The 26,247-nt window shown below is 61.6% G+C and carries 23 protein-coding genes; 10 read left to right on the top strand and 13 right to left on the bottom strand.

The window, feature by feature from the left end; genetic code table 11:
• Position 1: 1 nt before the first annotated feature.
• The 3 genes from MC269_RS12505 to hutH form a co-directional block, all read right to left on the bottom strand.
• Positions 2-1,159, bottom strand: a complete 1,158-nt coding sequence (locus MC269_RS12505) for a M20 aminoacylase family protein (protein WP_239952600.1) — start codon at positions 1,157-1,159, stop codon at positions 2-4.
• A gap of 847 nt (positions 1,160-2,006) precedes the next feature.
• Positions 2,007-3,692, bottom strand: a complete 1,686-nt coding sequence (gene hutU / locus MC269_RS12500) for a urocanate hydratase (RefSeq protein WP_239952599.1) — start codon at positions 3,690-3,692, stop codon at positions 2,007-2,009.
• Between the two features lie 10 nt (positions 3,693-3,702).
• Positions 3,703-5,262: a histidine ammonia-lyase gene (gene hutH / locus MC269_RS12495; protein WP_239952598.1), complete on the bottom strand. Its 1,560-nt coding sequence runs from the start codon at positions 5,260-5,262 to the stop codon at positions 3,703-3,705.
• A 263-nt stretch (positions 5,263-5,525) separates the two neighbouring features.
• Here hutH and hutC point away from each other — a divergent pair, with 263 nt between their 5' ends.
• Positions 5,526-6,281: a histidine utilization repressor gene (hutC, locus tag MC269_RS12490; protein ID WP_081136044.1), complete on the top strand. Its 756-nt coding sequence runs from the start codon at positions 5,526-5,528 to the stop codon at positions 6,279-6,281.
• Here hutC and MC269_RS12485 read toward each other — a convergent pair.
• Both MC269_RS12485 and MC269_RS12480 read right to left on the bottom strand, forming a co-directional pair.
• Positions 6,265-6,804, bottom strand: coding sequence for a HutD family protein (locus MC269_RS12485; protein ID WP_239952597.1), 540 nt, complete (start codon positions 6,802-6,804; stop codon positions 6,265-6,267). The genes hutC and MC269_RS12485 overlap by 17 nt on opposite strands.
• Positions 6,801-8,156 (bottom strand): formimidoylglutamate deiminase, encoded by a 1,356-nt coding sequence (locus MC269_RS12480; protein ID WP_239952596.1) that lies wholly within the window; start codon positions 8,154-8,156, stop codon positions 6,801-6,803. The genes MC269_RS12485 and MC269_RS12480 overlap by 4 nt, the downstream gene beginning before the upstream one ends.
• Positions 8,157-8,240: 84 nt before the next feature.
• Here MC269_RS12480 and hutI point away from each other — a divergent pair, with 84 nt between their 5' ends.
• Both hutI and hutG read left to right on the top strand, forming a co-directional pair.
• On the top strand, positions 8,241-9,458 hold the full coding sequence (gene hutI, locus MC269_RS12475; RefSeq protein ID WP_239952595.1) for an imidazolonepropionase: 1,218 nt from the start codon (positions 8,241-8,243) through the stop codon (positions 9,456-9,458).
• Positions 9,455-10,246, top strand: coding sequence for an N-formylglutamate deformylase (gene hutG, locus MC269_RS12470; RefSeq protein WP_081136029.1), 792 nt, complete (start codon positions 9,455-9,457; stop codon positions 10,244-10,246). The genes hutI and hutG overlap by 4 nt, the downstream gene beginning before the upstream one ends.
• Here hutG and MC269_RS12465 read toward each other — a convergent pair.
• Positions 10,243-10,875: a flavin reductase family protein gene (locus MC269_RS12465; protein WP_239952594.1), complete on the bottom strand. Its 633-nt coding sequence runs from the start codon at positions 10,873-10,875 to the stop codon at positions 10,243-10,245. The two genes, hutG and MC269_RS12465, sit on opposite strands and share 4 nt — an antisense overlap.
• A 141-nt stretch (positions 10,876-11,016) precedes the next feature.
• On the opposite strand from MC269_RS12465, the gene rlmF reads away from it, so the two are divergent.
• On the top strand, positions 11,017-11,937 hold the full coding sequence (gene rlmF, locus MC269_RS12460; protein ID WP_239952593.1) for a 23S rRNA (adenine(1618)-N(6))-methyltransferase RlmF: 921 nt from the start codon (positions 11,017-11,019) through the stop codon (positions 11,935-11,937).
• Between the two features lie 2 nt (positions 11,938-11,939).
• On the opposite strand, the gene ybiO is transcribed toward rlmF, so the two are convergent.
• The 6 genes from ybiO to rhtA form a co-directional block, all read right to left on the bottom strand.
• On the bottom strand, positions 11,940-14,216 hold the full coding sequence (gene ybiO / locus MC269_RS12455; protein ID WP_371824341.1) for a mechanosensitive channel protein: 2,277 nt from the start codon (positions 14,214-14,216) through the stop codon (positions 11,940-11,942).
• Positions 14,217-14,377: 161 nt separating this feature from the next.
• Positions 14,378-15,100 carry a glutamine ABC transporter ATP-binding protein GlnQ gene (glnQ, locus tag MC269_RS12450; protein ID WP_081136020.1) on the bottom strand — a complete coding sequence of 241 codons (723 nt, stop codon included), beginning with the start codon at positions 15,098-15,100 and terminating at the stop codon, positions 14,378-14,380.
• Entirely contained in the window at positions 15,097-15,756 is a 660-nt protein-coding gene (glnP, locus tag MC269_RS12445; RefSeq protein ID WP_081136017.1) for a glutamine ABC transporter permease GlnP, read from the bottom strand. The genes glnQ and glnP overlap by 4 nt, the downstream gene beginning before the upstream one ends.
• 74 nt (positions 15,757-15,830) lie before the next feature.
• Positions 15,831-16,577: a glutamine ABC transporter substrate-binding protein GlnH gene (glnH, locus tag MC269_RS12440; RefSeq protein WP_239952592.1), complete on the bottom strand. Its 747-nt coding sequence runs from the start codon at positions 16,575-16,577 to the stop codon at positions 15,831-15,833.
• A gap of 323 nt (positions 16,578-16,900) precedes the next feature.
• Positions 16,901-17,404 carry a DNA starvation/stationary phase protection protein Dps gene (dps, locus tag MC269_RS12435; RefSeq protein ID WP_081136014.1) on the bottom strand — a complete coding sequence of 168 codons (504 nt, stop codon included), beginning with the start codon at positions 17,402-17,404 and terminating at the stop codon, positions 16,901-16,903.
• Between the two features lie 328 nt (positions 17,405-17,732).
• Entirely contained in the window at positions 17,733-18,644 is a 912-nt protein-coding gene (gene rhtA, locus MC269_RS12430; protein WP_239952591.1) for a threonine/homoserine exporter RhtA, read from the bottom strand.
• Positions 18,645-19,020: 376 nt separating this feature from the next.
• Between rhtA and ompX the strand changes: the two genes are divergently transcribed.
• Positions 19,021-19,533, top strand: a complete 513-nt coding sequence (gene ompX / locus MC269_RS12425; protein WP_081136008.1) for an outer membrane protein OmpX — start codon at positions 19,021-19,023, stop codon at positions 19,531-19,533.
• A gap of 143 nt (positions 19,534-19,676) precedes the next feature.
• Here the strand turns inward: ompX and MC269_RS12420 are convergent, their stop codons facing one another.
• Positions 19,677-19,871 (bottom strand): hypothetical protein, encoded by a 195-nt coding sequence (locus MC269_RS12420; protein ID WP_081136367.1) that lies wholly within the window; start codon positions 19,869-19,871, stop codon positions 19,677-19,679.
• 266 nt (positions 19,872-20,137) lie between these two features.
• Between MC269_RS12420 and mntR the strand changes: the two genes are divergently transcribed.
• The 5 genes from mntR (at position 20,138) to MC269_RS12395 (ending at position 26,114) form a co-directional block, all read left to right on the top strand.
• The gene (gene mntR / locus MC269_RS12415; RefSeq protein ID WP_081136005.1) at positions 20,138-20,599 is read left to right on the top strand and encodes a manganese-binding transcriptional regulator MntR; all 462 of its coding nucleotides are present in this window, start codon (positions 20,138-20,140) and stop codon (positions 20,597-20,599) included.
• Between the two features lie 17 nt (positions 20,600-20,616).
• Positions 20,617-21,726: an SLC13 family permease gene (locus MC269_RS12410; RefSeq protein WP_239952590.1), complete on the top strand. Its 1,110-nt coding sequence runs from the start codon at positions 20,617-20,619 to the stop codon at positions 21,724-21,726.
• A gap of 146 nt (positions 21,727-21,872) precedes the next feature.
• Entirely contained in the window at positions 21,873-23,015 is a 1,143-nt protein-coding gene (locus MC269_RS12405; RefSeq protein WP_239952589.1) for an HlyD family secretion protein, read from the top strand.
• Positions 23,012-24,580, top strand: coding sequence for a DHA2 family efflux MFS transporter permease subunit (locus tag MC269_RS12400; RefSeq protein ID WP_081135997.1), 1,569 nt, complete (start codon positions 23,012-23,014; stop codon positions 24,578-24,580). Before MC269_RS12405 ends, MC269_RS12400 begins: the two co-directional genes overlap by 4 nt.
• A gap of 1 nt (position 24,581) precedes the next feature.
• The gene (locus MC269_RS12395) at positions 24,582-26,114 is read left to right on the top strand and encodes an efflux transporter outer membrane subunit (RefSeq protein WP_239952588.1); all 1,533 of its coding nucleotides are present in this window, start codon (positions 24,582-24,584) and stop codon (positions 26,112-26,114) included.
• The last annotated feature ends 133 nt before the right edge of the window (positions 26,115-26,247 follow it).

The raw sequence follows: 26,247 nt of genomic DNA, 5'->3' as shown, positions 1-26,247 counted from the left end.
CTTAGTTTTGCGGCAGCGCCTGCTCGACCAGCCGCTGCCAGAATTCGACGCCCAGCGGGATCAGCGCGTCGTTAAAGTCATATTCGGCATTGTGCAGCGGCGCGGAAGGGGTGGCGCCATCGGCGCCCAGCCAGAAATAGGCGCCGGGACAGACATCCAGCATGCAGGCGAAATCTTCTGACGCCATCGAAGGATTGACCTGCCAGCGCACCGCATCGTCGCCCAGCATCTGGCGCGCCACCTCGCGCACCTGTTCAGCCGGTGCGGCGTGGTTGGCGGTGACCGGATAGCCGGGAAACCAGTGGATCTCGCCGCTGACGCCGAACGGGCGCGGCAGGGTAGAAACAAACTCTTCAATCAGACCGCGTACCCGGTTGCGTACGTCGGTCTGCAAACATCGCACCGTGCCGCGCAGCACCAGGGTTTCCGGGATGACGTTAATTGCCTCGCCGCCGTGGATCTGCGTCACGCTGACCACCGCCGAGGCGAGCGGCGACAGGCGACGCGAGGGAATGGTTTGCAGCGCCAGAATCAGCTCGGCGGCCACCACCATCGGATCGGCGCCGCTCTCCGGCATCGCCGCGTGGCAGCTCTTGCCGTTAAGGGTAATTTCAAACGAGTCGAGCGAGGCCATCATCGCGCCGGGATTGACCGCCAGCGAGCCGACCGGCATGCCTGGCCAGTTGTGCAGCGCATAGACTGCATCCATCGGGAAGCGCTGAAACAGCCCCTCTTCCACCATTTTGCGCGCGCCGCCCAGGTTCTCCTCGGCGGGCTGAAAGATAAAGTGCACCGTGCCGCGGAAGCGACGCGTCGCCGCCAGCTGCAGCGCCGCCGCCAGCAGGATGGCGGTATGTCCGTCATGGCCGCAGGCGTGCATCACGCCCTGACGCGTCGAGCGCCACTGCGGGCTGCCTTTTTCCGTGATGGGCAGCGCGTCCATATCCGCGCGCAGGCCAATGACGGGGCCTGCGCCATTGCGCAGCGTGCCCACCACGCCCGTGCCTGCCAGGCCGCGATGCACCTGTAATCCCGCCAGCTCCAGCTCCTGAGCAACCCGATCGCCTGTGTTGTGCTCCTGATAGCCGAGTTCCGGTTCGCGGTGAAACTGATGGCGCCACTGTTGGGCCTGGTCGAGCAGGGCAGGGGATAAGGTCATGCGAAATCGCGCTCCTGTAGTGATGAATCTCCACTGTAGTGGCAAGGCGCAGGCGCGTCTATCTTCCGCAGCGGGAATTTGGCTATAGGTCAGAACCAAAGGGAATAAGGGGCAGCAGACCGGCTGAGGGCGGTGCGGGGTAGCGGCCCCGCTTGCCTTTTGCGCGCAGCGCGCGGCTTTGAGTGGGTTTGCCTGCTGCGCAGGCGGCTCTGAGCGGGTTCCGTCCGCCAGACGGCAGGGAGTTTCAGCAGCGCCGCTGCTGGCGAGCGTGTTAAGGGGCTCGCCAGCCCCTTAACAATCCCGGCTTCCGGCAGCTTCCACGCCGCGCTGCGCGCGGTCCCTTCGTTGCTTACGTCGGCCGACGGACCGCGCGGATTCGACCTATTCGCCCCATCCCTGGGGCTCACCCCTTCGGGGCCAGCGCTTTGCGCGGTGCAAAAACGCTCCCGACGTTTTTGTCCTGTCTCATGCCGCGCTCTCGCCGACGTCCTGTCGGCTCGTCCTGGCCGCCGTGCGCGCCTCAGCGTGTCAGATGCCTCGACCACACCCCCGCCTGCAATTCCTCTGTTTTTTGTTAACGACTGCGTGGTCTAAAAGCAAAGTTCATGCTTACAGCAATGATGGTCGTCATGAAACAGATGAGCTTTGCAGCGGGGGTTGTGGGGGCGCTGGCCCGGGGCGCGGGAGCAGGGCCGGCGCCTACCGGCCCTGCTCGGTCGCCCGCAGCGGGCGAAATGAAACTGCCCGGCTGTCGGGCGAACGAAACCGGCACCTTAGCCCGCCTGCGCAGCAGGCAACCACCGAGCGGGACGGAACCCGCCGCCGCCCGCGCCCGGCCTGGCGCCCCTTACTTCATCATCGGTAAATTAAGCCCGTGCTCGGCCGCACAGGCCTGCGCGCTCGCATACCCGGCGTCCGCATGGCGCATAACGCCGGTGGCGGGATCGTTCCACAGCACGCGGCCCAGACGCTGGTCCGCCTGCTCGCTGCCGTCGCAGACAATCACCACGCCGGCATGCTGCGAAAAACCCATGCCAACGCCGCCGCCGTGGTGCAGGCTCACCCAGGTCGCGCCGCCCGCGGTGTTCAGCAGGGCGTTAAGCAGCGGCCAGTCGGACACCGCGTCGGAACCATCCTTCATCGACTCGGTTTCGCGGTTCGGCGAGGCGACAGAGCCGCAGTCGAGGTGGTCACGGCCAATCACAACCGGCGCCTTCAGCTCGCCGTTGCGCACCATCTCGTTGAACGCCAGCCCGGCCAGATGCCGCTCGCCCAGACCCAGCCAGCAGATGCGCGCCGGCAGTCCCTGAAAGGCGATGCGCTCCTGCGCCATATCGAGCCAGCGATGCAGGCTTTTATGCTGCGGAAACAGCGCTTTGAGCTTCGCGTCAGTTTTATAGATATCCTCTGGATCGCCCGACAGCGCCACCCAGCGGAACGGCCCTTTGCCCTCGCAGAACAGCGGACGAATATAGGCCGGCACAAAACCGGGGAAATCAAAGGCGTTATCTACGCCCTCATCCAGCGCCACCTGGCGAATATTGTTGCCGTAGTCCACCGTGGGAATGCCCATATGGCAGAAGTCAAGCATCGCCTGCACGTGCACCGCCATCGAGGCGCGCGCCGCCTTTTCCACCGCTTTCGGCGCGCTGGCGCGTTCAGCCTGCCAGCGCGCCACGTCCCAGCCAATCGGCAGATAGCCGTTCACCGGATCGTGCGCCGAGGTCTGATCGGTCACGATATCGGGCTTCAGGCCGCCCGCGCGGGCGCGTTTCACCATCTCCGGCAGGATCTCGGCGGCGTTGCCCAGCAGGCCGACGGAGATCGCCTGCTTCGCCTGCGTCGCCGCGTCAATTAGCTGCAGCGCTTCGTCCAGCGTATAGGCTTTATGGTCGACATAGCGGGTGCGCAGACGAAAGTCGATACGCGACTCCTGACACTCGATAGCCAGCACGCAGGCGCCCGCCAGCACGCCCGCCAGCGGCTGCGCGCCGCCCATACCGCCGAGACCGGCGGTCAGGATCCAGCGTCCGGCCAGATCGCCGTTATAGTGCTGGCGGCCCGCTTCGACGAAGGTTTCGTAGGTGCCCTGCACGATGCCCTGGGCGCCGATGTAGATCCAGGAGCCGGCGGTCATCTGGCCGTACATCATCAGCCCCGCCTTATCCAGCTCGTGAAAGTGATCCCAGTTGGCCCAGTGCGGCACCAGGTTTGAGTTCGCCAGCAGCACGCGCGGCGCGTCGGCGTGGGTACGAAAAACGCCCACCGGCTTGCCGGACTGGATCAGCAGGGTTTCGTCGGGCTGAAGCAGCTCCAGCGAGCGCAGGATCTGCTCAAAGCAGTCCCAGTTGCGCGCCGCCTTGCCGATGCCACCATACACCACCAGATCTTCCGGCCGCTCGGCCACGTCGGGATCGAGGTTATTCTGGATCATGCGCCACGCGGCTTCGATCAGCCAGTTGGCGCAGTGCAGCGTAGTGCCGTGCGGCGCACGCACTTCGCGCGCCACGGCCTGGGAGAGAGTTTCACTCATCGCGGATTCCTTATTCACCAGAAGAGACGGTCTGCTGGCTGGGCAGCAGCGCCGTGAGAAAGTCGGGCCAGTCGCAGCGGCTGGCCCAGAGACGCATGGCCTCGATATCGGGCGCCAGCAGGCGGTCTTCCTCAAGGAAAGCGACCTGCTGACGAATGCGGGCAATCTCCTGCTCAAGCTGCGCCGAGCTTTGCAGCGGACGGTGGAACTCAATGCCCTGCGCGGCGGCCATCGCTTCGATGCCGACCACCGCCGCGGTGTTAAAGCACATACTGCCGAGACGGCGCGCCGCATAGGTCGCCATTGAAACGTGATCTTCCTGGTTGGCAGAGGTCGGCAGGCTGTCGACGCTGCCTGGATGCGCCAGCGATTTATTCTCTGAGGCGAGGGCGGCGGCGGTGACCTGCGCAATCATAAAGCCGGAGTTAACGCCGCCGTCGCGCACCAGAAAAGGCGGCAGCCCCGACAGGCCGGTGTCGAGCAGCAGCGCCATGCGGCGCTCGGAAATGGCGCCGATTTCGGCGACGGCCAGCGCGATAATGTCGGCGGCGAAGGCCACCGGCTCGGCGTGGAAATTGCCACCGGAGATCACGTCGCCGCTGTCGCTGAACACCAGCGGGTTATCGGAGGCGGCGTTGGCTTCAATCTGCAGCACGCGCGCGGCGTGGGTGAGGTTATCGAGGCAGGCACCCATCACCTGCGGCACGCAGCGCACCGAGTAGGGATCCTGCACGCGGCCGCAGTTGACGTGCGAGCCGAGGATCTCGCTGCCTTCAACCAGCGCCGCTACCGCCGCGGCCACGGCGATCTGTCCGCGCTGGCCGCGCGCCTGATGAATGCGCGCGTCATAGGGTTTCAGCGAGCCTTTGATCGCCTCCAGCGACAGCGCGCCTGCTACCAGTCCGGCGGCCATCAGGTTTTCCGCCTCGAACAGGCCGCGCAGCGCCAGCGCGGTCGAGACCTGGGTGCCGTTCAGCAGCGCCAGGCCCTCTTTCGGGCCGAGCACGAAGGGTTCCAGCCCCACCGAGGCAAGCCCTTCACGCGCCGGCACCAGCGCGCCGTCGACGCGCACCTGACCTTCGCCCAGCAGCATTAGCGAGAGATGCGCCAGCGGCGCCAGATCGCCCGACGCGCCCACCGAGCCTTTTTCGGGAATGCAGGGCATCACGCCGGCGTTGAACAGCCGCAGCAGCGCCTCGATCAGCGCGATACGCACGCCGGAGTGGCCGCGCGCCAGGCTGATAATTTTCGTCGCCATCACCAGACGCGTCACGTTGTCGGGCAGCAGATCGCCCAGGCCGACGCTGTGCGACAGCACCAGGTTGCGCTGCAGATCCGCCAGGCGGCTGGCGGGGATTTGCGTCTGCGCCAGCTTGCCGAAACCGGTGTTGATGCCGTACACCACTCTGCCGGAGACGACGATATCGTCCACGGTTTGCTGCGCGCGCAGAATAGCCTCCTGCGCCCGCTCATCGAGCGTCAGCGTAACGCCGCCCTGATACACCCTGCGCAGCGCGGCAAGATCCACTTCACCGGGAACCAGGCGCATCGCCTGAGCTGAACCTGACATAGTCTACTCCTGTCTATACAAGTAAGCGCGTTAAGCAAAAACCCAAAACGGTTTTCCTCGGCGCAGCAAATAAAATCGAGTGAAACACAAGTGTCTATTCTTGTCTATACAACTGGCAAGCTATAAGCATTTGCTATGCCAGCGCGATCACAAATTACCGTGACGGGCATAGCGCGCTGGCAAGGCGAAGGCGGCTGCAGATGTATATACATTCGCGCCGCGAGACAGTAAACTTCAGGCACTATCGTGATAAGGAAATGAATATGGTTGAGCATTCGGCAATAGCGCAGCTGGCGGCCGCGATGAGCGATGAGCCGGCGCCCATCTACCAGCGCGTGAAGCAGGCGATTATCAGCCAGATCCGCGCGGGTAGCTGGAAGGCGAATCAGCGCGTGCCGTCCGAAAGCGAACTGGTCAACGAACTGGGCGTGAGCCGTATGACCATCAACCGCGCGCTGCGCGAACTCACCAGCGAGGGGTTTCTGGTGCGCATGCAGGGCGTCGGCACCTTCGTGGCGGAGATGAAAGGCTACACGGCGATGCTGGAAGTGCATAACATCGCCGATGAGATCGCCCAGCGCGGCCATCAGCACCGCTGTCAGATCCTGGCGATCGGTCAGAATAAAGCCGATCCCGAGCAGGCGGCGGTGCTCGGCTTAAGCACCGGGCAGACCATTTTCCATTCGCTGATGGTGCACTACGAAGATGACCTGCCGGTTCAGCTGGAGGATCGTCTGGTCAATCCGCAGGTGGCGCCCGACTATCTCAGCCAGGACTATCAGCAGTTTACCCCCTACACTTACTTGATGCGGGTCGCGCCGCTGACCGCCGGCGAGCATATTGTCGAGGCGGTGCTGCCGGATGCGCGCCAGCGCAAACATCTGTCGCTGGACGAGCATGAGCCCTGCCTGCTGATCCGGCGTCAGACCTGGAGCGACACCCGCATCGTGACCTATGCCCGTCTGCTCTATCCGGGATCGCGCTATAAGCTGCTGGGCCGCTTCAAGGGACACGGCTAAGGCGCGTCAGCAGCAGCCTGGCGTCCGGTGTTGCGGGCGTCAGCTGCGTCTCCTCATTGAGCCACCACACGCCTTCCGCAGCGCCCAGGCGTTCGCCGCTCGCCAGTTGCCACTCGCCTGCGATCGCCCAGGCGACGCCGTGCAGGCTGACGGCTGCCTGCTCCGTCACCGTGACCTGCGCCTGCCAGCTGTCGCGCCGCGTCATGATATTAAAATCCTCGCTTTCCCCCTGCAGCACGGCTTCGATCGCCCATTCGCCGGGGAAGCGCCAGGGCTGGAGCGGCTGCAGGAGGTGCACGCTGTCCGGCGCGCTCAGGCGCACCGCGTCGCCGCGCAGCAGGGTGATCACCCGCTCGATGCCGGGAAAGCGCGAAAAGGGGCCGTCGCAGGCGAGGGTAGCGATACTGGCGCGCCAGGCGAAATTTGCTTCGCCCGGCGGATAGCTGACGATCTCGCGCGTTTCACCGCCGCCGTTGCGCCAGCGGCTGACCGGGAGATCCGCGTAGCGGAAGCGCGTTCTCATCGCAGCGCCGCCATCGCCTGTTGAAACGCGGCGGCGCAGGCCTCTTCCGCGGCGTGACGTCCCGCCGCGATCACCGCGCGGCCCGCCACCCACACCTCGCGGATCTGCTCCCGCCGTCCGGCAAACAGCCATCGGTTGAGCAGCGCCGCGTCGTCGACGCCGCCGAGCCACTCATCCTGCGCCAGCACCAGCCAGTCGGCGCGTTTGCCCGGCGACAGCGCGCCGAGCGCGACGCCGCACGCCTGCGCGCCGCCCTGCGCTGCGCTGCGCCACAGCAGATCGCCCACCGACGGCTGCGCCGACGTGGCGATGCGGTTGCGGCGGCGATCGCGCAGCCGCTGGCCATACTCCAGCCAGCGCAGCTCCTCCTGCGCGCTGAGCGAAACGTGGCTGTCGGAGCCGATGCCCCAGCGCCCGCCCTGCGCGATAAACTCCACCGCCGGGAAAATGCCGTCGCCCAGGTTGGCTTCAGTGGTGGGGCAGAGGCCAGCCACCGCACGGCTGGCGGCGAGCTGCGTGATTTCGCGCGCGTCGAGATGCGTGGCGTGGATCAGGCACCAGCGCGCATCTACTTCGAAGCGGTTAAGTAACCACTCCACCGGGCGTTCGCCGCTCCAGGCGACGCAGTCCTTGACCTCTTTCTCCTGCTCGGCGACGTGAATATGCACCGGCAGCCCGCTGTCGCTGGCGTCCAGCGTTTCGCGCATCTGCGCCTCGCTGACCGCGCGCAGCGAGTGAAAGCAGAGGCCGCGATTGAGCAGCGGCTTACCGCGCAGGCTTGCCGCCAGCCGCTCCTGCTGGCGCAGATACGCCTCGGTTTGCTGAATAAAGCGTTTCTGCCCCGGCAGCGGCGGCTGCGCGCCGAAGCCGCTGTGGCTGTAGAGCACCGGCAGCAGCGTCTGGCCGATGCCGGCGATCTCCGCCGCCTGCATCAGCTGCTGCAGCATCGCGTCCTGGGCGTAGGGCGCGCCGCTGGCGTCATGATGCAGATAGTGAAACTCCGCCACCTGGGTATAGCCGCCTTTCAGCATCTCGATATAGAGATAGGCGGCGATGGCGCCGACCTGCTCCGGCGTCAGGCGCTGCACCATGCGATACATCAAATCGCGCCAGGTCCAGAAGCTATCCTGTGGATCGCCCGCCACCTCCGCCAGCCCCGCCATGGCGCGCTGGAAGGCGTGCGAATGCAGATTGGCGACAGCGGGGATCACCGCGCCCGGCAGGCGAACAGCATCCTGCGCGTCGCTGTCGGGCGTTACGCTCTCGATGATCCCGGCGTCGTTAACGGTGATACGCACCTGATGTCGCCAGCCGTCGGCCAGCAGCGCGCGTGGAGCAAAACAGGTTGCCATAGTTGATCCTCAGCGGATGTAGTTGTATATACATATACATACTTTAGCGGGCGGAGTAAATCGTCCATCGCAGGAGGAGAGGGTATGGCGGAGAGCGGAGAGATAGAGAGCCTGTGGCTGGGGGCCAATCTGGTCACCATGCGCGAAGGCAAATATCACATTATCGAAGATGGCGCGCTGGCGGTAGACGCCGGCAAGCTGGTCTGGGTAGGGCCGCGCGCAGAGATGCCCGCTTTTACGCCGCGCCATCAGCACCGCTTCGACGGCGGCATCGTGACGCCAGGGCTGATCGACTGCCATACCCATCTGGTGTTCGGCGGCGACCGCAGCGCGGAGTTCGAACAGCGTCTTAACGGTGTCAGCTACGCCGAGATCGCCGCGCAGGGCGGCGGCATTCTCTCCACGGTGCGCGCCACGCGCGCCGCCAGCGAAGAGGCGCTGGTGGCGTCGGCGCGCTGGCGGCTTAACCGGCTGCTGGCGGAAGGGGTCACCACGGTGGAGATTAAATCGGGCTACGGGCTGGATGAGGAGAGCGAGCTGCGCATGCTGAGCGCGATACGCCAGCTTGGCGCGAGTGTGCCGGCTGACGTGCTGGCGACCTGCCTGGCGGCGCACGCCTTTCCTCCGGAATTCAAACAGGATCCTGACGGCTGGGTCGACCTGATTTGCCAGCGCATCCTGCCGCAGGTAAAGGCCAACGGGCTGGCGGACGCGGTAGACGCCTTCTGCGAGCATCTCGCCTTCTCGCCGGCGCAGGTGGCGCGCGTGTTCGACAAGGCCGTCGAGCTGGGCCTGCCGGTGAAGCTACACGCCGAGCAGCTCTCCTCGCTGGGCGGCGCGCGGCTGGCGGCGCGCTACGGCGCCCTCTCCGCCGATCATCTGGAATACGCCACCGAAGAGGACGCGCGGGCGATGGGCGAGCAGGGCACGGTGGCGGTGCTGCTGCCCGGCGCTTTCTATCTGCTGCGCGAAACCCAGCGGCCGCCGGTGGCGCTGTTTCGTCAGCACGGCGTGCCGATGGCGCTGGCCAGCGACGCCAATCCCGGCACCTCGCCCGCGCTCTCGCTGCGCCTGATGCTCAATATGGGCTGCACGCTGTTCGGCATGACGCCGGAAGAGGCGCTGGCGGGCGTCACGCTCTGGGGCGCCAAAGCGCTGGGGCTGCAGAGAACGCACGGCTCGTTGGAGGCGGGCAAAGTGGCGAACTTCGTCCACTGGCCGCTGGCACGCCCGGCGGAACTGGTTTACTGGCTGGGCGGCGAGCTGCCCTGTACCGTTATCTATCGCGGAGATGCGCAATGACACCTTTTCACTTTACGCCGGGCAGCCTGCCGCTGCTGGTCAGCATTCCTCATGCCGGCACGCAGCTCACGCCAGAGGTGGACGCGGGGCTGAGCGAGGCGGCGCGCGGCCTGCCCGACACCGACTGGCATATTCCGCTGCTGTTCGATTTTGTGCGCGATCTCGGCGCCAGCGTGCTGATCGGCCACTATTCACGTTTCGTTATCGATCTTAATCGACCGCCGGACAATCAGCCGCTCTACGCCACCGCCACCACCGGCCTCTTTCCGGAAACCCTGTTCAACGGCTCGCCGACTTTTGCGCCGGGCAGCACGCCCACGGCGGCGCAGCGCGCAGGCTATCTCGCCGATATCTGGCAGCCCTATCATCAGCAGATCCAGCAGGAGCTGGCGCGCCTTAAGGCGGAGCACGGCTACGCGCTGCTGTTTGACGCCCACTCTATCGCCAGCGAGATACCGCGCCTGTTCGAAGGACGTCTGCCGGATCTGAATATCGGCACTAACGACGGCAAAAGCTGTCGCGCCGAGGTGACGCAGGGGCTGGAAGCGGTCTGCGCGGCGCAGAGCGACTACAGCTGGGTGGTGAACGGACGCTTTAAGGGCGGCTACATTACGCGTGCTTACGGTCAGCCGGCGGAGAACATTCAGGCGGTGCAGCTGGAGCTGGCGCAGCTCAACTATATGGACGAGACGCCGCCGTTCGCCTGGCGGCAGGAGCGGGCTTCAGCCCTGCAGAAGGTGCTGAAGCCGCTGGTGCAGCGTTTTATCGCCTGCGGTCACATCGCTTAACGACGGCGCGCGTCTGGGCGCATCAGGTCGAAGCGCTCGTTCTCGCTGATGCCGTAGTAGGCGCTCGGCCCGCCGGCGCGCAGGATCGGTTCGGCGCGCGCCGTCTGATAGATCCCCTCATCCAGCAGCGACTCGTCGATATGAATGGCGATCGCCTCACCCAGCACCAGCCAGCTGTCAATGGGATTGCCCTGGGCGTCCTGCAGCTGGATCAGCTGGGTCAGGCGGCACTCGAAGTTAACCGGGCTTTCCGCCACCAGGCTCGCCTTAACCTGCGAGGCGGCCAGCGGCGTCACGCCCGCCAGCACGAATTCATCCTGATCCGGCGGCACCGAGGCTGAACTCTCGTTCATCGCTTCCGCCAGCGGACGCGTTGCCAGGTTCCAGACGAACTCTTTGCTTTCGCTGATGTTGCGCACGCTGTCTTTCCAGCCGCTGCTGGCGAAGCCGATAATCGGCGGATGGTAGTTGAAGCAGTTGAAGAAGCTGTAAGGCGCCAGGTTGCGCTGGCCGGCGGCGGAAACTGAGCTGATCCAGCCAATGGGACGCGGCCCAATAATGGCGTTCAGCGGGTCGTGCGGCAGGCCATGACCGGCGCGCGGCTGGTAGGAGTAGCGTTTATGCGTCATCTTTTATCCCGTAGCGAAGAGTTAACAATATCTTAGCGCTACAGCATCGGCTGCATCGGGAAGAAATGCGTAAGCGGATTGTGCGACTTTATTTTCCCGGCGCTGCGGCGTATTGTACGCGCCTGCAAAACGGGAGACGCCATGAACAAGCCAGCCAGTAATCTTTTCCACGCCCGCAATCGCCATCAGGGCGAATATGACTTCGCCGCCTTGACCGCCGCGCATCCGCCGCTGGCGCCGAAAGTGCGGCCCAACGGCTACGGCGCGCAGTCGATCGATTTTGCCGACGCGGAAGCGGTGATGCTGCTGAACCAGGCGCTGCTGAAGCTGTTCTACGGGCTGGAGTGGCAGCTGGCGCCCGGCGCGCTCTGTCCGCCGGTGCCAGGCCGCGCCGACTATCTGCACTATCTGGCCGATCTGCTGGCGCTGGACAACCGCGGCGCGATCCCGATGGCGGATATTCTCGATATCGGCTGCGGCGCCAACTGCATCTATCCGCTAATCGGCCACGCCGAGTATGGCTGGCGTTTTACCGGCACCGATATCGACGAGGCGGCACTCAAGGCGGCTAACCGCATCGTGGCGGCCAATCCAGGCCTGCAGCGCAGCATTCGCCTGCGTCGCCAGAAAAATCCCGACGCGGTGCTGGCGGGCGTCATCAGCAAAAACGAGTTTTTCCATGCGGTGATCTGCAACCCGCCGTTCCACGCCTCGGCGGCGGAGGCGGCGGCCGGCTCGCAGCGCAAAGTGCGCAATCTGAAGCTGGAGAGCGCCACGCCGCTTAACTTCGGCGGCCAGCATAACGAGCTGTGGTGTGAAGGCGGTGAAAAAGCCTTTGTCGGCAAGATGATCGCCGAGAGCGCGACCCTGGCGCGCCAGTGCGTCTGGTTTACCTCGCTGGTGTCGCGCCGCGAGCACCTGCCGCTGCTGGAAAAACAGCTGCAGGCGCTCGACGCGGCGGAGGTGCGCGTGGTGAACATGGCGCAGGGCCAAAAGCAGAGCCGTTTCCTCGCCTGGAGCTTTATGCCCGCCGCGACGCGCGCGCAGCGGCTGGCGAAGTAGCTTTACTCCGGCGCCGGCAGCGCGGGCAGGGCCGCCGCGCTGGCCACGCTGGTGCCGGTTTGCATCACCTCTACCGTCTGGCGCGGCGCTTTTATTCCGGCTGCGTCGAAATGTTTCTTCACCATGCTGTCGAGCGCGAAGCGCACCGTCCACTGTTTCAGCGGCTGAGTGGTAAAGGAGACGCGCACGGTAAAGGCCTGATTGGTTAAGCCCACCAGCCCGGCGAAGTTTGGTTCGCCAATCACCATGCCGCGGATATCCGCATTCTCCAGCAGCTCGTTCACCGCCTCCTGCAGCACGCGATTAACACGATCGCTATCCTCGCCGCGCTCGACGTCATAGTTGGCGACGAAAGAGCCGATGCCGCGCACAAAGTTGGCGAAAGTGGTGATCGAAGACCAGGGAATAATGTGATAGGCGCCGGTATCCTGGCGCACGCCCACCGAACGAATCGACATCCGCTCTACCGTGCCGGTAATGGCGCCGATGGTCACCAGATCGCCGGTATTCATGCCGTTCTCAAACTGAATAAAGATGCCGGTGATAATATCCTTCACCAGCGTCTGCGAGCCGAACGACACCGCCAGACCGAGCGCGCCCGCGCCCGCCAGCAGCGGCGCGATATTGACGCCGATTTCCGACAGCAAAATCATAATGGTGATGGTGCTGATCACCACCGCCAGCGCGTTGCGGAACAGCGTCAGCAGGGTGCGGGTGCGGGCGCTCGGCATCGGGCGGCCGTGCGAGTCTGAGGCGAGACGGCTCTCGATCAGGCTCGCCAGCACCGTCCAGCCGATGGCCGACAGCAGCAGGATCATCACGATGCGGATCAGCACATCTACCATCTTCTCGCCGGCGCCCACCGTGAGCCAGTGCCAGAGATCGAACAGGTTCCAGGCGTTGAGCAGCAGCAGCAGCGTGGCGAACACGGTGATGATGCGCGCCAGCTTCAGCAGCGCCTTGACCCAGTCGTTGACGCGCTTTTGCAGCGCCGGATAGTTGCGGCGCAGATCGGGCGACAGGGTAATAGTCTTGCCGATCCAGCGCGTCAGGATGCCGGAGACAAAGGCGGCGATGCCGATAATCGCCAGCGTGCGCACCGAGGCGGACATCATAAATTTCAGGCTGTCACCGGGGTTAAAGATCGAGAGCAGAAACAGCGCGATAAAGTAGGCGCTCGCCAGCCAGTGCCACACCAGTGCGAAGGCGCGAATAAAAAAGGCGAAAAACGCCATGCTGCGATCCGATAGCTGCTGCAAGGCATGATGAATGCTGCGGCGGTTAGAGAAGATCAGCGTCAGCGCCCAGGCGGTCATGATCCCCATAATCGCCACGTTGACCAGCGCCGCGACCTGCACGTTGACCTGATTAGAGACAATCGGCACGATCACCAGCAGACCATAGCCGATAAGGCCGGAGAGCCAGCTTAGCCGCGTGTTCCAGTAGCGGGCGCGCCCGTCGCTGAGGTGGAAGAAGCGCAGATCGCTAAAGCCCGGACAGAAGATCAGGCGCAGCACCGCTTTGAAAAACTCGATCAGCGCGAAGGCGTTAAGAAACAGCCCCTGCTGGTAGGCGATGGTGCGGCTGTTGCCATGATAGTTGTCGCTGATAATCTGGCCGACAAACAGCGTCAGCGCCAGCAGCAGCAGGTCGATAACAAAGGCGCCGATAATCGCCACTGGCAGCTGCACCCAGTTGTGCTGCTCGCGGTTCTTCGCGCGTCCCCAGCGCCCCAGGCGGCGATAGAGCGGCGCGATCGCCTGACGCGTCAGCCAGTAAAAGGTGAACAGCGCCGCCGCCAGCACCACGAAGTGGCGCAGCGCGTTGAAAAAGGTGTCGGGATTAAAGGTTTTATGCGGCGCCTCGGCGATGTTGTCATGCAGCCGGACAAATTTTTCCGCCACGTTGCCGCCGAATTCGCGCGTCACGTCGGTCACGCCCTGCAGCACGGTTTTATCCTCATCCTCTTCGGCGGGCGGCGTCAGCGCTGGCGCACTGGTTTTCGCCGTCGCGCTGGCGGCGCCGCGCAGCTGGGCGATCAGCGCTTTGCGTGACTGGTCATCTTCCAGAATATTCGCCAGCGCGGCGTAGGCGGCTTTTTTCTCGTCGAGCGTCGGCTCGCTTTGCACGCCGCTGGACGATGACGATGACTGCTGCGCGGCGACCGCCGCCTGCGGCAGCGTGACGGCCGCCTGCGCTGCGGGCAGCATGCAGCAAAACATCAGGAACAGCGCGATCCCTTGTCGCAACAGGCGACAATATTTGTGGGCTGACGACATGGCTTTCTCCTTAGCAACCTCTGGCTCACAGGTGGAGAAGTATAGTCAGGCGTCAACCAGGCACGCGGTGAAAGGCATTAATCGTACGGTAGAGAAAGGCAGGCGGCCTGCCCTGTTGTAGAAGAAGAAAGCAACGGGCCGACAGGCGTCGGCCCGGAGGATCAGGAGACGTGCTGCAGGAACTCGCGCAGGCGATCGCTTGGCGGCTGGGTAATCAGCGCGTCGGGATCGCCATCTTCCGCGATGGTACCTTTGTCGATAAAGATCAGGCGCGAGGCGACTTTCTGCGCGAAGCCGACTTCGTGGGTGACGATGACCATGGTCATGCCTTCTTCCGCCAGATCCTGCATCACCTTCAGCACCTCGTGACGCAGTTCGGGATCGAGCGCCGAGGTCGGCTCATCGAACAGCATCATTTTCGGTTTCACCGCCAGCGCGCGGGCGATAGCGACGCGCTGCTGCTGGCCGCCGGAGAGTTCAGACGGGAAGTGGTGCGCGCGCTCGGCCAGGCCAACCTTCGCCAGCAGCTCGCGCGCCAGCTGGTGTGCGTCCGCTTTCTTTGCGCCGCGCACGCGGATCGGGCCGAACGCCACGTTATCCAGCGCGCTCATCTGCGGGAACAGGTGGAACTGCTGGAACACCATGCCCGCTTCCTGGCGGATCAAGCGCTCGTCGACTTTAGGATCGTTGACCTTCAGGCCGTCGACGATCAGCTCGCCGCTGCTGATCTCTTCCAGCTTGTTGATGCAGCGCAGCAGCGTCGATTTGCCCGAGCCGGACGGCCCGATAATCACCACCACTTCTCCCTGATTAATCTTCAGGTTGATGTCGTGCAGCACCTGGGTTGTGCCAAAGCTCTTGGAAACGTTTTTGAATTCAATCACAGGATTTTCATCCTTTTCTCAATACGGCGCAGCACAAAGCTCAACACCAGGGTAATAACGAGATAGATAATCGCCACGGCGCTCCAGATCTCCAGCGCGCGGAAGTTGCCGGCGATGATTTCCTGGCCCTGACGCGTCAGTTCCGCCACGCCGATAACGATAAACAGCGAGGTGTCTTTGATGCTGACGATCCACTGGTTGCCGAGCGGCGGCAGCATGCGACGCAGCGCCAGCGGCATAATCACGTAGCGCAGGGTTTCGCGACGCGACAGACCCAGCGCCAGGCCCGCTTCGCGGAAGCCTTTATTGATCGACAGCACCGCGCCGCGCGTGATCTCGGCGATATAGGCGCCGGAGTTGATCATAATGGTCACCACTGCGGCGGTGAAGGGATCGATACGCAGATCGGGAAACGCCATCGGCAGGGCGAAGTAGATAAACATCACCTGTACGACGATAGGGGTGCCGCGAATGATCTCGATAAAGACCAGCGCGAGATTATTGGCGATCCAGCCGCCGTAGGCGCGGGCGAAGCCGGCGACCAGGCCGATGATCAGTCCGCCGACCAGACCGAGCACCGAGATCAGCAGGGTCATTTTCGCGCCTTCAATTAGCACCGGCATAGCGGGCCAGATGACGCTCCAGTCAAACTCCATGGTGTGACTCCAGTTTTGTTGCGATGGAAAAAAGCAGGGAACGCGTCCCTGCCTAAAATAACGTCAGAATTTTATTATTTAGGTTCGCTGCCAAACCATTTTTTGTAGATCTGGTTATAGGTGCCGTTCTCTTTCAGGGTCTTCAGCGCGCCGTTCACTTTTTCACGCAGCTCGTCGCTGCCTTTCGGGAATGCGACGCCATACTGCTGCGCTTCGATAGAGTCGCCTACCGCTTTAAAACGGCCTTTGCCAGCGGTGTTGATGAAGTAAAGGATATTCGGCGTATCGTGCAGCACCGCGTCGGCGCGGTTGGTGCCCAGCTCCATATAGGCGTTGTCGATATTCGGGAACTGACGCAGGTCTTTGGTTTTGATATGCGCCTTCGCGTAATCGACCGAACCGGTGCCGCTCTTCACCGCCACCACTTTGCCGTTCAGATCGTTGATGCCTTTGATGTCGTTTTCGTTGTTGCGCACCATCACCAGCAGGCCGCTTTTGTAGTAGCCGTCAGAGAACTCGATCGCTTTTTTACGTTCGTCGGTAATGGTGATGCCCGCCAGCGCCAGGTCGATATTGCGCGTTTGCAGTGCAGGAATAATGCCGCTGAAGTCCATCGGCTTCAGGGTATAGTCCAGCTTCAGCTCTTTGGCGACGGCGTCCCAAAGGTCAACGTCAAAACCTACATACTTATCGCCCTGTTTGAACTCAAACGGCACGAAAGCGGTGTCGGTGGCGACGATCAGTTTTTTTTCTGCTGCGGTAGAAGAGAGAGAGAAGGCCAGCGCCAGCGCGGCCACAGAGACTTTAAACAGTGACTTCATCATTTTTCCTTATTACTGCCCGGCCCGAAAGCGGTGTTTTCAGCTTACCATATGAAAAAACTATGCCAACTTTTCATTTCAGCCAGAATCAACAGCTTAAACCACAAAGCTGACACGATTTTGCACGGGTAAAACCTTTTGCACCAAAAATGGGCACCATAATGGTGCGTAGTGAGTTTTTGGTGCAATCGCACCTTTGCATGCGGCAATAAGGGTGGGAAGAAGGGGAGTGCAGAAGTGTTATAGAGGTCAAAAAATCGTAATTTTTCTGTGATGCAGAAAGAAAAAAGGCGGGTCTCCCCGCCTGATAACGCTTTTCAGTTTTATTCGATGTTAGATTCGATAAACCACAGGAATTTGTCTAAATCGCGTGACGCCGCGGTAAAGATGTCAGCGGTGTCTTCATCTTTCACTTCGGAGATCGCTTTACGGGTGTCGTTGGCGACAATAGCGTAACGATCGGCCAGCGCCTTCAGGTGATCCTGCACGCTGTGAATGTTAAGCGGGTAGCTTTGCAGCGGCGTACGGTCGTTAACGACCTGGGTGGTGCCCAGCGCTACGCCGCCCAGCTGTACGACACGTTCAGCGATGGTGTCCTGATGATCGGTAATGGTGGTGCGGAAACCGTCCAGCATTTCATGTACGCCGATAAAATTCGCGCCGCGCATGTTCCAGTGCGCCTGCTTGGTGATCAGCGACAGATCGATAAATTCCACCACCAGACGGTTGAGCACTTCAATGGTGGCTTTTTTCTCGTCGTCAGCCACATCGTTACGGGTGTAAAGCAGATCGGAAGCGTTCGTTTTAACCAGTTTTGCGGTACTCATCGTATGAATCCTCTCTTTGATGGGTTGTCCTAATCAAGCATGGGAATAAGTATAGCAGCAGCTGGCGTGTTTGCAGTATTGAGCTTATCGATGGCTGAAATAGACAGCATTTACGGATAAGGCTTAAGCGTAAATATGGGCAGTGCATTAGCGGCGCCAGCAGATGCGCGGAATAAAGAACCCTATTAACAATCAGTTAAATCTGAAGATGCGGCAAAGTTAAACAGTATGTTTCAGAATAATAATACTAATGTGTATTGCTGGTTAAAATAAAGCCAGCGGGAGCCGGCGAATATTATCCGCCGGCGGCTAAAGCCGGCGGAATAGCTTATTGCGGCGGTGGCGTGTTTATTTCTACTTCTTTCAGCTGATTATTTTTGGGCTTTAGCGTCAGCGTCGCGCCAGCGGACGCCAGGATGATTGCCAGCAGGCCTGCGCACTGCTTCAGCGACAGCGTTTCCCCCAGGAACAGGATGCCCGACAGCGCGGCCACGGCGGGTTCAAGGCTCATCAGGGTGCCGAAAATGCGCGCCGGCAAACGGGTCAGCGCCACCATCTCCAGCGCGTAGGGAATGGCGCTGGAGAGCAGGGCGACCAGCAGCGCCACAGGGATCACGCTCCAGTGCCAGATGCCCGGCTCGGCGAAGGTCAGTCCCAGCGGCACGAAGATCACCGAGGCGATCAGCGACCCCATCGCCACCGTTGCCGGACCATGCTCCGCGCCTGCGCGCGGACCCGCCAGAATATAGAGCGCCCAGCAGGCACCCGCGCCGACCGCCAGCGCCGCGCCCAGCGGATCGATCGCCTTCATACTCTCGCCGAACGGTAGCAGGAACCACAGGCCGGCCACCGCCAGCACCACCCAGATTAGGTCCAGCAGGCGGCGCGTGCCCAGCAGCGCCAGCGTCAGGGGACCGGTGAACTCCAGCGCCACCGCTACGCCCAGCGGCACGGTACGCAGCGACAGATAAAACAGAAAGTTCATGCAGCCCAGCGCCAGGCCGTAGATCAGCAGGGGCAGGCGCTGTTCGCGCGTGAAGCGCAGCCGCCAGGGTTTGAAGATCGCGCACAGCATCAGCGTGCCGAGGCCGAGGCGCAGCGCGGTGATGCCGGTGGCACCTACGGCGGGGAACAGCGATTTCGCCAGCGACGCGCCGCCCTGCAGCGACAGCATGGCGATCAGCAGTACAGCGACCGACATAGCCGGGGCTGCGTTTTTATCGGAGAGAGAAAGAGACATCCTGTAAACGCGTCCTGATAGTCAACACAGAGGTAACAAAGGGTGCCAGTTTAATGGAAGCAAGGGGAAAAACAGAGAAGACATTCAGCAAAATCCGCTGGCGACTGCGCGAAATTTAACCCATTTCAGGGCCATTTACGTAAAGAAACGTCAGGTTTTTTTAGGATTTTACTTAAACGACAATTTTTATTGCTGGAAATTCATTGCAGTTTAATGACGCAAAATATAAGTAAAATGAATAACATAGGAAACTTCATTAACTTTCTGTTACACCAAACATTCTGTTAGACAATAATTTGCGGGCAGAGTTTCTTGCTGAGTTTTGTTATATTTTTAGCGTTGTCAGGAGAGAAGTATTATCACATTTGAGGTGGTTATGAAAAAAATTGCATGTCTTTCAGCACTGGCTTGTGTTCTGGCAGTTTCTGCGGGTTCCGCAATGGCGCAGAGCACAGTCACCGGCGGTTACGCTCAGTCCGACTATCAGGGCGTGGCTAACAAAGCGAACGGTTTCAACCTGAAATACCGTTACGAAGACGGCTCTAACCCGCTGGGTTGGATCGGTTCTTTCACCTACACCGAAAAAGATCGCACTGATTCTGGCGTGTACAACAAAGGCCAGTACTACGGCTTCACCGCAGGTCCGGCTTACCGTCTGAACGACTGGGCGAGCATCTACGGCGTAGTAGGTATCGGCTACGGCAAATTCCAGCAGAATGACACGGTTGTCCGTGACAAATCTGACTCCAGCGACGTGGGCTTCTCCTACGGTGCCGGTCTGCAGTTCAACCCGTACGAGCAGTTTGCTATCGACGTGGGTTACGAGCAGAGCCGTATCCGTAACGTCGACGTAGGTACCTGGATTGCTGGCGTAGGTTACAGCTTCTAAGTTCTTGCTTAGACCAGTTACAAAAAAAAACGGCCCTTCGCGGCCGTTTTTTTTATGCTTTTTGCGCGACAGCAGCTGCTAAAAAAGGCGCATAGCAAAACAGCCCTGACCGGAGAGGAGGGCTGTTAAGAAGCGCGAGCGCGTTAACCGCGCCAGATAAGATTAGGGCAGTTGCGGTTGGCGCGTTTGCTGCCGAGCAGTTTTTCAACCAGCATCAGGCGCAGTGAAAACGGGGAGCGGCTCAGCAGGCAAAGCCATGACTTCAGCGATGCGGATGAAGCCGGTGTTTCAGTCTGGAAGCATTTGCCGCACTCAAGGCAGCATTTCAGGGTGCTCATATCGACCTCCCAATCAGTAACGTCATAATAGCAGGCAGAGCCCGGCGACATACAGAAGAAACAGCAGTAATAACAGATAAGGATCCTGCACGATCGTTTCTCCATTGCCAGCGCGTTTGCCTACAATATCAACAAATATAGCACTGGCTATACCCTGTAGCCAATGCTATTTACGAAAAATTTGAGCTTCTTTGTGCCTGGTTTACAATGAGCGCAGCAAATCCGTCTCGCTGCGCGGGTACGGAGAATAATAAAGAGGAAGCTGAATGAGTCGTCGTGCCAAAACTGGGGTGTCCGCGCCGCAAGGACCCCTGAAAGATATCGAAGAGCATGTCGAAGGATTTCGACAGGTTCGCGAAGCGCATCGCCGCGAACTGATCGATGACTACGTTGAGTTGATCTCAGATTTAATCGGTGAATTTGGCGAAGCGCGCCAGGTGGATATGGCGGCGCGCCTGGGCGTTTCGCAGCCTACCGTGGCGAAAATGCTGAAGCGCCTCAGCAGCGGCGGGCTGGTTGAACAGGTTCCCTATCGCGGCGTGTTTTTAACCGCAGAAGGGGAGAAGCTGGCGGCGGAAAGTCGCGCCCGCCATCATATTGTCGAAACCTTTCTGCTCGCGCTCGGCATCAGCCCGGAAACCGCGCGTCGCGATTCTGAAGGCATCGAACATCACGTCAGTGATGAAACCCTGGCCGTATTTCAGAAATTCTACGAAAGCCGCAGTTAACCTCTGGATGGTGCACCATGTCGACCCTGCTGCGCTCTTTTTTGCACGATCGTCTTCTGCATCTGCTGCTGGCGCTCGGCGCGCTGCTGCTGCTGCTGGCGGACTTCCGTTGGCCGGATCTGCCTCGCGCGGTGGACTGGCACACCATCGTTACCCTGACGGGCCTGCTGCTGCTGACCAAAGGGCTGGAAACCAGCGGCTATTTTGATGTACTGGGCGCGCGGCTAATCGGCCGCTTCCGCCACGAGCGCGCGCTGGCGCTGTTTATGGTGCTGGCCGCGGCGCTGCTGTCGACCTTTCTCACCAACGACGTGGCGCTGTTTATCCTGGTGCCGCTCACCCTGACGCTGCGTAAGTTTTCACGCCTGCCGCTATCCCGATTGATCATCTTTGAGGCGCTGGCGGTTAACGCCGGCTCACTGCTGACCCCGGTCGGCAATCCGCAAAACATCCTGCTGTGGAGTCACGGTAAACTCAGCGTGGCGGGGTTTATCGCGCAGATGGCCCCGCTGGCGATCTGGCTGTTGTTGACGCTGCTGGCGCTGACGTGGTTCAGCTTTAAGCCGCGCGCCATTGAGAAGCATGGCAACGACGACGCGCGCCAGTGGCAGAAGCCGCTGTTCGCCCTTAGCGTGCTGCTCTACCTGGTGTTTGTCGCCGCGCTGGAGTGGCAGATGACCGGCTGGGCGCTGCTGCTGATTATTGGCTGCTACCTGCTGATGGCGCGCAGGGTGCTGACCACCATCGACTGGAGCCTGCTGGCGGTTTTTATCGCCATGTTTATCGACGTCTATCTGCTGACCCATCTGCCACTGGTGCAGCGTCACTTCGATGCGGTGGCGCATCTGGGCGACGGCGCCATTTATCTGCTGGCTATCGGGCTGTCGCAGGTGATCAGCAACGTGCCCGCCACCATCCTGCTGTTGCAGAAAATCCCGCCGTCCGAGCTTTTCGCCTGGGCGGTTAACATCGGCGGTTTCGGGCTGCTGCCGGGTTCCCTTGCCAACCTGATTGCGCTGCGCATGGCGCAGGATCGCCGGGTCTGGTGGCAGTTTCATCTCTTCTCGCTGCCGATGCTCGCCTGGTCGATGCTGAGCGGCTGGCTGCTGCTGCGCCTGCTGTCCTGACTTGCGCTGCGCTTAAAAAAATGTTGCAGGTCGTGCCTCTTTTGTCGGGAAAGGTCAAGAAACGCTGGAAAATGTCAGTTTTTTATCTACTGTTGATCTGACCTTTTATGCCCTGGAATTAGGGCGTTAGCCATGCGGAACTGACTATGAGCGAGAATGAGAAACGCGGATCCCATCAGGATGATGCAGAGAACGCGCAGCAGCCTGCTAATGACCAGTCTGAACAAAACAATAACGATGAGCCAGAACGCAAAAGGCCCGGCAAAAAACCGCTGATTATCCTCGCGATTGTGGTGGTAATCATGCTGATTGTCGGTTTCTGGTTCTGGTTCACCACCCGTAATCAGGAGACCACCGACGACGCCTTTACCGAAGGTGACGCGGTCACTATTGCCCCGAAAGCCTCTGGCTACGTGGTAAAGCTGCTGGTCAACGATAACCAGCGGGTGAAAAAGGGCGATCTGCTGGTAGAAATCGATCCAAGTGATACCCTGGCCCAGCGCGATCAGGCGAAAGCGCAGCTCGGGCTGGCGCAGGCGCAGCTGCATCAGGCACAGGCGCAGCTGGCGCTGTCGAAGGTGCAGTACCCGGCGCAGCGCGATCAGGCGCTGGCCGACCAGGCGAAAGCCCAGGCTAACCTGCTGAACGCGGAAGCGGACTATCGTCGTCAGCGCGGCGTCGACCCGCGTGCCACCAGCCAGCGCAATATCGATACCGCCGCCGCGCAGCTGCGCTCGGCTCAGGCGCAATTGCAGAGCGCCAAAGCGCAGGTGGAAGTCGCCTCGCAGGTGGCACTGCAGATCCGCCAGCAGGAAACCAACGTCGAGGCACGGCAGCAGCAGGTGGCGCAGGCGCAGGCGCAGCTCAACACCGCCGAACTGAACCTCTCTTATACCCAGGTGCGCGCGCCTTATGACGGCTTCGTCACCAAACGCAACGTCCAGCTCGGCACCCTGGTGCAGGCGGGCAGCTCGCTGTTTTCGCTGGTGTCGCCCGATATCTGGATCACCGCCAACTTTAAAGAGTCGCAGCTGGCGCGTATGAACCCAGGGGATAAAGTGGCGATCAGCGTCGACGCCTGGCCCGATATGCAGCTCGAAGGGCATGTCGACAGCATCCAGATGGGCTCCGGCTCACGCTTCTCAACCTTCCCGTCGGAGAACGCCACTGGCAACTACGTGAAGATCGTGCAGCGCGTGCCGGTGAAGATCGTCATCGATAAAGGTCTGGATCCCAACCATCCGCTGCCGCTCGGCCTGTCGGTGGAACCGAAGGTGACCGTGGAATGAGCCAGTCGCAGAGCTGGCAACCCTCCAGCAATCCCTGGCTGGTGGCGGTGACCGTCACGCTGGCGGTGTTTATGGAGATCCTGGACACCACCATCGTTAACGTGGCGCTGCCCCATATTGCCGGCTCGCTCTCATCCAGCTACGACGAATCCACCTGGGTGCTGACCTCTTATCTGGTGGCGAACGGCATCGTGCTGCCGATCTCCGCCTTCTTTAGCCGCCTCTTCGGCCGCAAGCAGTTCTTCCTGATCTGCATCGTGATGTTTACCATCTGCTCGTTCCTGTGCGGCATCGCCACCGAGCTGTGGCAAATCATCCTGTTCCGCGTGCTGCAGGGCTTTTTCGGCGGCGGCCTGCAGCCGGTGCAGCAGTCGGTGCTGCTTGACTACTTTAAGCCAGAGGATCGCGGCAAAGCGTTCGGCCTCTCCTCGATCGCCATCATCGTCGCGCCCGTTATCGGCCCGACGCTCGGCGGCTGGATCACCGATAACTACAGCTGGCGCTGGGTCTTCTTTATCAATATTCCGGTGGGCATTCTGACGGTGCTGGCGATCTACCAGCTGCTTGAAGATCCGCCGTGGGAGCGCAAGTGGGCGAAAGGGCGGCTGAAGATCGACTACATCGGCATTGGCCTGATCACCCTCGGCCTCGGCTGCCTGCAGGTGTTCCTCGACCGTGGCGAAGATGAAGACTGGTTCGCCTCGCACTTTATCGTGCTGTTCGCCACCCTGGCGCTGGTCGGCATCGTCGGGGCGATTTACTGGCTGATGTATGCACGCAAGCCGGTGGTGGATATTCTGGTGATGAAAGACCGCAACTTTTGGGTGTCTGGCCTGCTGATGGCGGGCATGGCGATGATCCTGTACGGCAGCTCGGTGGTTCTGCCGCAGCTGGCGCAGCAGGATCTCGGCTATACCGCCACCTGGTCGGGGCTGGTGCTGTCGCCGGGCGCGATCCTGATTGTGCTCACCATTCCGCTGGTGATCAACCTGATGCCGCGCATACAGACGCGCTACATCATCGCCTTCGGCTTCAGCTGTCTGGCGCTGGCGTTTTTCTACTCCTCGACCCTGACGCCGGATGTGGATTTTAAAACGTTGGTGCTGATGCGCAGCGCGCAGTCTATCGGGCTGGGCTTCCTGTTCGTGCCGCTGACCACCATCGCGTTCGTCACCATCCCGCAGCGCCTTAACGCCGACGCGTCGGCGCTGTTTACCATGTTCCGCAACGTGGCGGGCTCTATCGGCATTTCGCTGTCGACAGCGGCGATCACCGAGCGCGAGCAGGTGCGCTCGGCGCATATGGTGCACAACATGTCGCCGCTCAACGAGCCGTTCAATATCACCGTGCAGCACTGGGCGCAGGCGATCCGTGACTTCACTTCGGCGGTGGGCGATCCCGCGACGCTGGCGACCGGCCAGCTCTATCAGGAGATGGTGGCGCAGTCGCGCATCCTGGCATATATCGACGTTTTTTCGGGCCTGAGCATCGTCGCCCTGATCTTGATCCCATTTTGTTGGCTGCTGTCGCCGATTAAGAGCGAAGGCAGCGCAGGAGCACACTGACATGAAGGTTATCTCTACTCGTTCGCTGAGGCCGCTCAGCCTGCTGACGCTGGCGCTCTGGCTGGCGGGCTGCGCCGTCGGGCCCGATTATCAGGCGCCAAAACCGCAGCTGCCCGGCGGCTATCATCAGCTGGACGCGCAGCAGGCGTCGAAAACCGCGTCGGGCGCTGTCAATGCGCGCTGGTGGCAAACCTTTAACGATCCGCAGCTCAACAGCCTGATCGATCGCGCTATTGAAGGCAATCTGACGCTGCAGCAGGCGGTGTTGCGCATCGCGGGCGCGCGTCAGGAGCTGGCGCAGGCGCGCGGCGGCCTGTTTCCCAGCCTGAACGGCAGCGCCAAAGTCACGCGCCAGCAGCTGGGTCTGGAGGGGCTGCTCAAGGCGAATGGCGTCACCGACCAGCTCGACAGCGACACCGCCAGCCAGCTCAGCAGCCTGGAGCAGCCGGTCACGCTTTATCAGGGCAGCTTTGACGCCAGCTGGGAGCTGGATCTGTGGGGCAAAGTGCGCCGTCAGGTCGAGCTGGCAGACGCACAAACCCAGGCGGCCGTAGAGCAGCGCAATGACGCGCTGGTGTCGCTGGAAGCGGAAGTGGCGCGCGCCTACCTGCAGCTGCGCGGCGCGCAGGCCACGGTCGCCACACTGGAGCAGCAGATTGCCGTGGCGCAGCAAAGCTGGGAGCTGACCCAGAGCCAGCAGCGCAACGGCCTCGCGCCGCTGACCGATGTGGAAAACGCGCGCGCGCAGCTCAGTTCGCTGCAGGCGCAGCTGCCGCAGTATCAGTCGCAGGCGCGGCAGGCAATGAACGGTCTGGCGGTGCTGCTGGGCAAAACGCCGGGCGCGCTGGATAACGAGCTGTATGCGACGAAGCCGATGCCGGCGTTGCCGCAGATGGTGCCGGTCGGCATTCCCGCCACGCTGGCGCGGCGGCGTCCCGACATCCGCCAGGCAGAAGCGACGCTGCATGCCCAGACGGCGAATATCGGCGTCTCAGTGGCGCAGCTTTTCCCCAGCCTGTCGCTCACCGGACAGCTTGGCGTGCGCAATACCGACGTCAGCTACCTTGATAACTGGAGCAGCCACTTCTATTCCGTCGGCCCCTCGCTGTCGATCCCTGTTTTTCAGGGCGGCCGGCTGGTGTCGAGCGTGAAGCTGGCGCGCGCGCAGCAGGCCAGCGCGGCGCTCGACTATCGTCAGACAGTGCTGACGGCGCTGCAGGATGTTGAAAACGCGCTGGTAAGCTATCGCGCCGATCAGGCGCGCGTCACGGCGCTGGATGAAACCACCGGTTCGCTGCAGCGCGCCTTCGATCTGGCCAGCGACAGCTACCGCCAGGGCATCTCAACCTTTATCGACGTGCTGGACGCCCAGCGTCAGCTGGCACAGGCGCAGGAGCAGGCGACCCAGGCGCGCATGCAGAGCGCGCTCGATCTGGTGGCGCTCTACAAAGCGCTGGGCGGCGGCTGGGAGAACTACCAGAACGTCACGCTGCCGCAGTTCGACGTCTTCGGCCCGGCGACGCAGGCCAACTGAGTCTGCCGCAATAGCGGCTGCGGCAGGCGCCGCAGCCCGCTTGCTCGACGCTGCTCTTTTTCCGCTTCTTTCTATGAAATAAACATTCCTTTTTTCATTTTCTTTCGGATAAGAGAAAGAAGATAATCTCTGT

This window comes from Pantoea sp. Z09 (assembly GCF_022394795.1).
GTDB lineage: Bacteria > Pseudomonadota > Gammaproteobacteria > Enterobacterales > Enterobacteriaceae > Pantoea > Pantoea latae.
Note: the sequence above shows the minus strand (reverse complement) of the source record. Positions and strands in the feature narration are given on the sequence as shown.

What these genes read in the sequence shown, in the direction of transcription:
- MC269_RS12395 (WP_239952588.1), top strand. Translation starts at nt 24,582, where the DNA reads ATGAAGGTTATCTCTACTCGTTCGCTGAGGCCGCTCAGCCTGCTGACG.
- MC269_RS12400 (WP_081135997.1), top strand. Translation starts at nt 23,012, where the DNA reads ATGAGCCAGTCGCAGAGCTGGCAACCCTCCAGCAATCCCTGGCTGGTG.
- ompX (WP_081136008.1), top strand. Translation starts at nt 19,021, where the DNA reads ATGAAAAAAATTGCATGTCTTTCAGCACTGGCTTGTGTTCTGGCAGTT.
- MC269_RS12485 (WP_239952597.1), bottom strand. Translation starts at nt 6,804, where the DNA reads ATGAGAACGCGCTTCCGCTACGCGGATCTCCCGGTCAGCCGCTGGCGC.
- glnH (WP_239952592.1), bottom strand. Translation starts at nt 16,577, where the DNA reads ATGAAGTCACTGTTTAAAGTCTCTGTGGCCGCGCTGGCGCTGGCCTTC.
- ybiO (WP_371824341.1), bottom strand. Translation starts at nt 14,216, where the DNA reads ATGTCGTCAGCCCACAAATATTGTCGCCTGTTGCGACAAGGGATCGCG.
- MC269_RS12465 (WP_239952594.1), bottom strand. Translation starts at nt 10,875, where the DNA reads ATGACGCATAAACGCTACTCCTACCAGCCGCGCGCCGGTCATGGCCTG.
- hutI (WP_239952595.1), top strand. Translation starts at nt 8,241, where the DNA reads ATGGCGGAGAGCGGAGAGATAGAGAGCCTGTGGCTGGGGGCCAATCTG.
- hutG (WP_081136029.1), top strand. Translation starts at nt 9,455, where the DNA reads ATGACACCTTTTCACTTTACGCCGGGCAGCCTGCCGCTGCTGGTCAGC.
- hutU (WP_239952599.1), bottom strand. Translation starts at nt 3,692, where the DNA reads ATGAGTGAAACTCTCTCCCAGGCCGTGGCGCGCGAAGTGCGTGCGCCG.
- MC269_RS12410 (WP_239952590.1), top strand. Translation starts at nt 20,617, where the DNA reads ATGTCGACCCTGCTGCGCTCTTTTTTGCACGATCGTCTTCTGCATCTG.
- rhtA (WP_239952591.1), bottom strand. Translation starts at nt 18,644, where the DNA reads ATGTCTCTTTCTCTCTCCGATAAAAACGCAGCCCCGGCTATGTCGGTC.
- dps (WP_081136014.1), bottom strand. Translation starts at nt 17,404, where the DNA reads ATGAGTACCGCAAAACTGGTTAAAACGAACGCTTCCGATCTGCTTTAC.
- hutC (WP_081136044.1), top strand. Translation starts at nt 5,526, where the DNA reads ATGGTTGAGCATTCGGCAATAGCGCAGCTGGCGGCCGCGATGAGCGAT.
- hutH (WP_239952598.1), bottom strand. Translation starts at nt 5,262, where the DNA reads ATGTCAGGTTCAGCTCAGGCGATGCGCCTGGTTCCCGGTGAAGTGGAT.
- mntR (WP_081136005.1), top strand. Translation starts at nt 20,138, where the DNA reads ATGAGTCGTCGTGCCAAAACTGGGGTGTCCGCGCCGCAAGGACCCCTG.
- MC269_RS12405 (WP_239952589.1), top strand. Translation starts at nt 21,873, where the DNA reads ATGAGCGAGAATGAGAAACGCGGATCCCATCAGGATGATGCAGAGAAC.
- MC269_RS12480 (WP_239952596.1), bottom strand. Translation starts at nt 8,156, where the DNA reads ATGGCAACCTGTTTTGCTCCACGCGCGCTGCTGGCCGACGGCTGGCGA.
- MC269_RS12505 (WP_239952600.1), bottom strand. Translation starts at nt 1,159, where the DNA reads ATGACCTTATCCCCTGCCCTGCTCGACCAGGCCCAACAGTGGCGCCAT.
- glnP (WP_081136017.1), bottom strand. Translation starts at nt 15,756, where the DNA reads ATGGAGTTTGACTGGAGCGTCATCTGGCCCGCTATGCCGGTGCTAATT.
- rlmF (WP_239952593.1), top strand. Translation starts at nt 11,017, where the DNA reads ATGAACAAGCCAGCCAGTAATCTTTTCCACGCCCGCAATCGCCATCAG.
- MC269_RS12420 (WP_081136367.1), bottom strand. Translation starts at nt 19,871, where the DNA reads ATGAGCACCCTGAAATGCTGCCTTGAGTGCGGCAAATGCTTCCAGACT.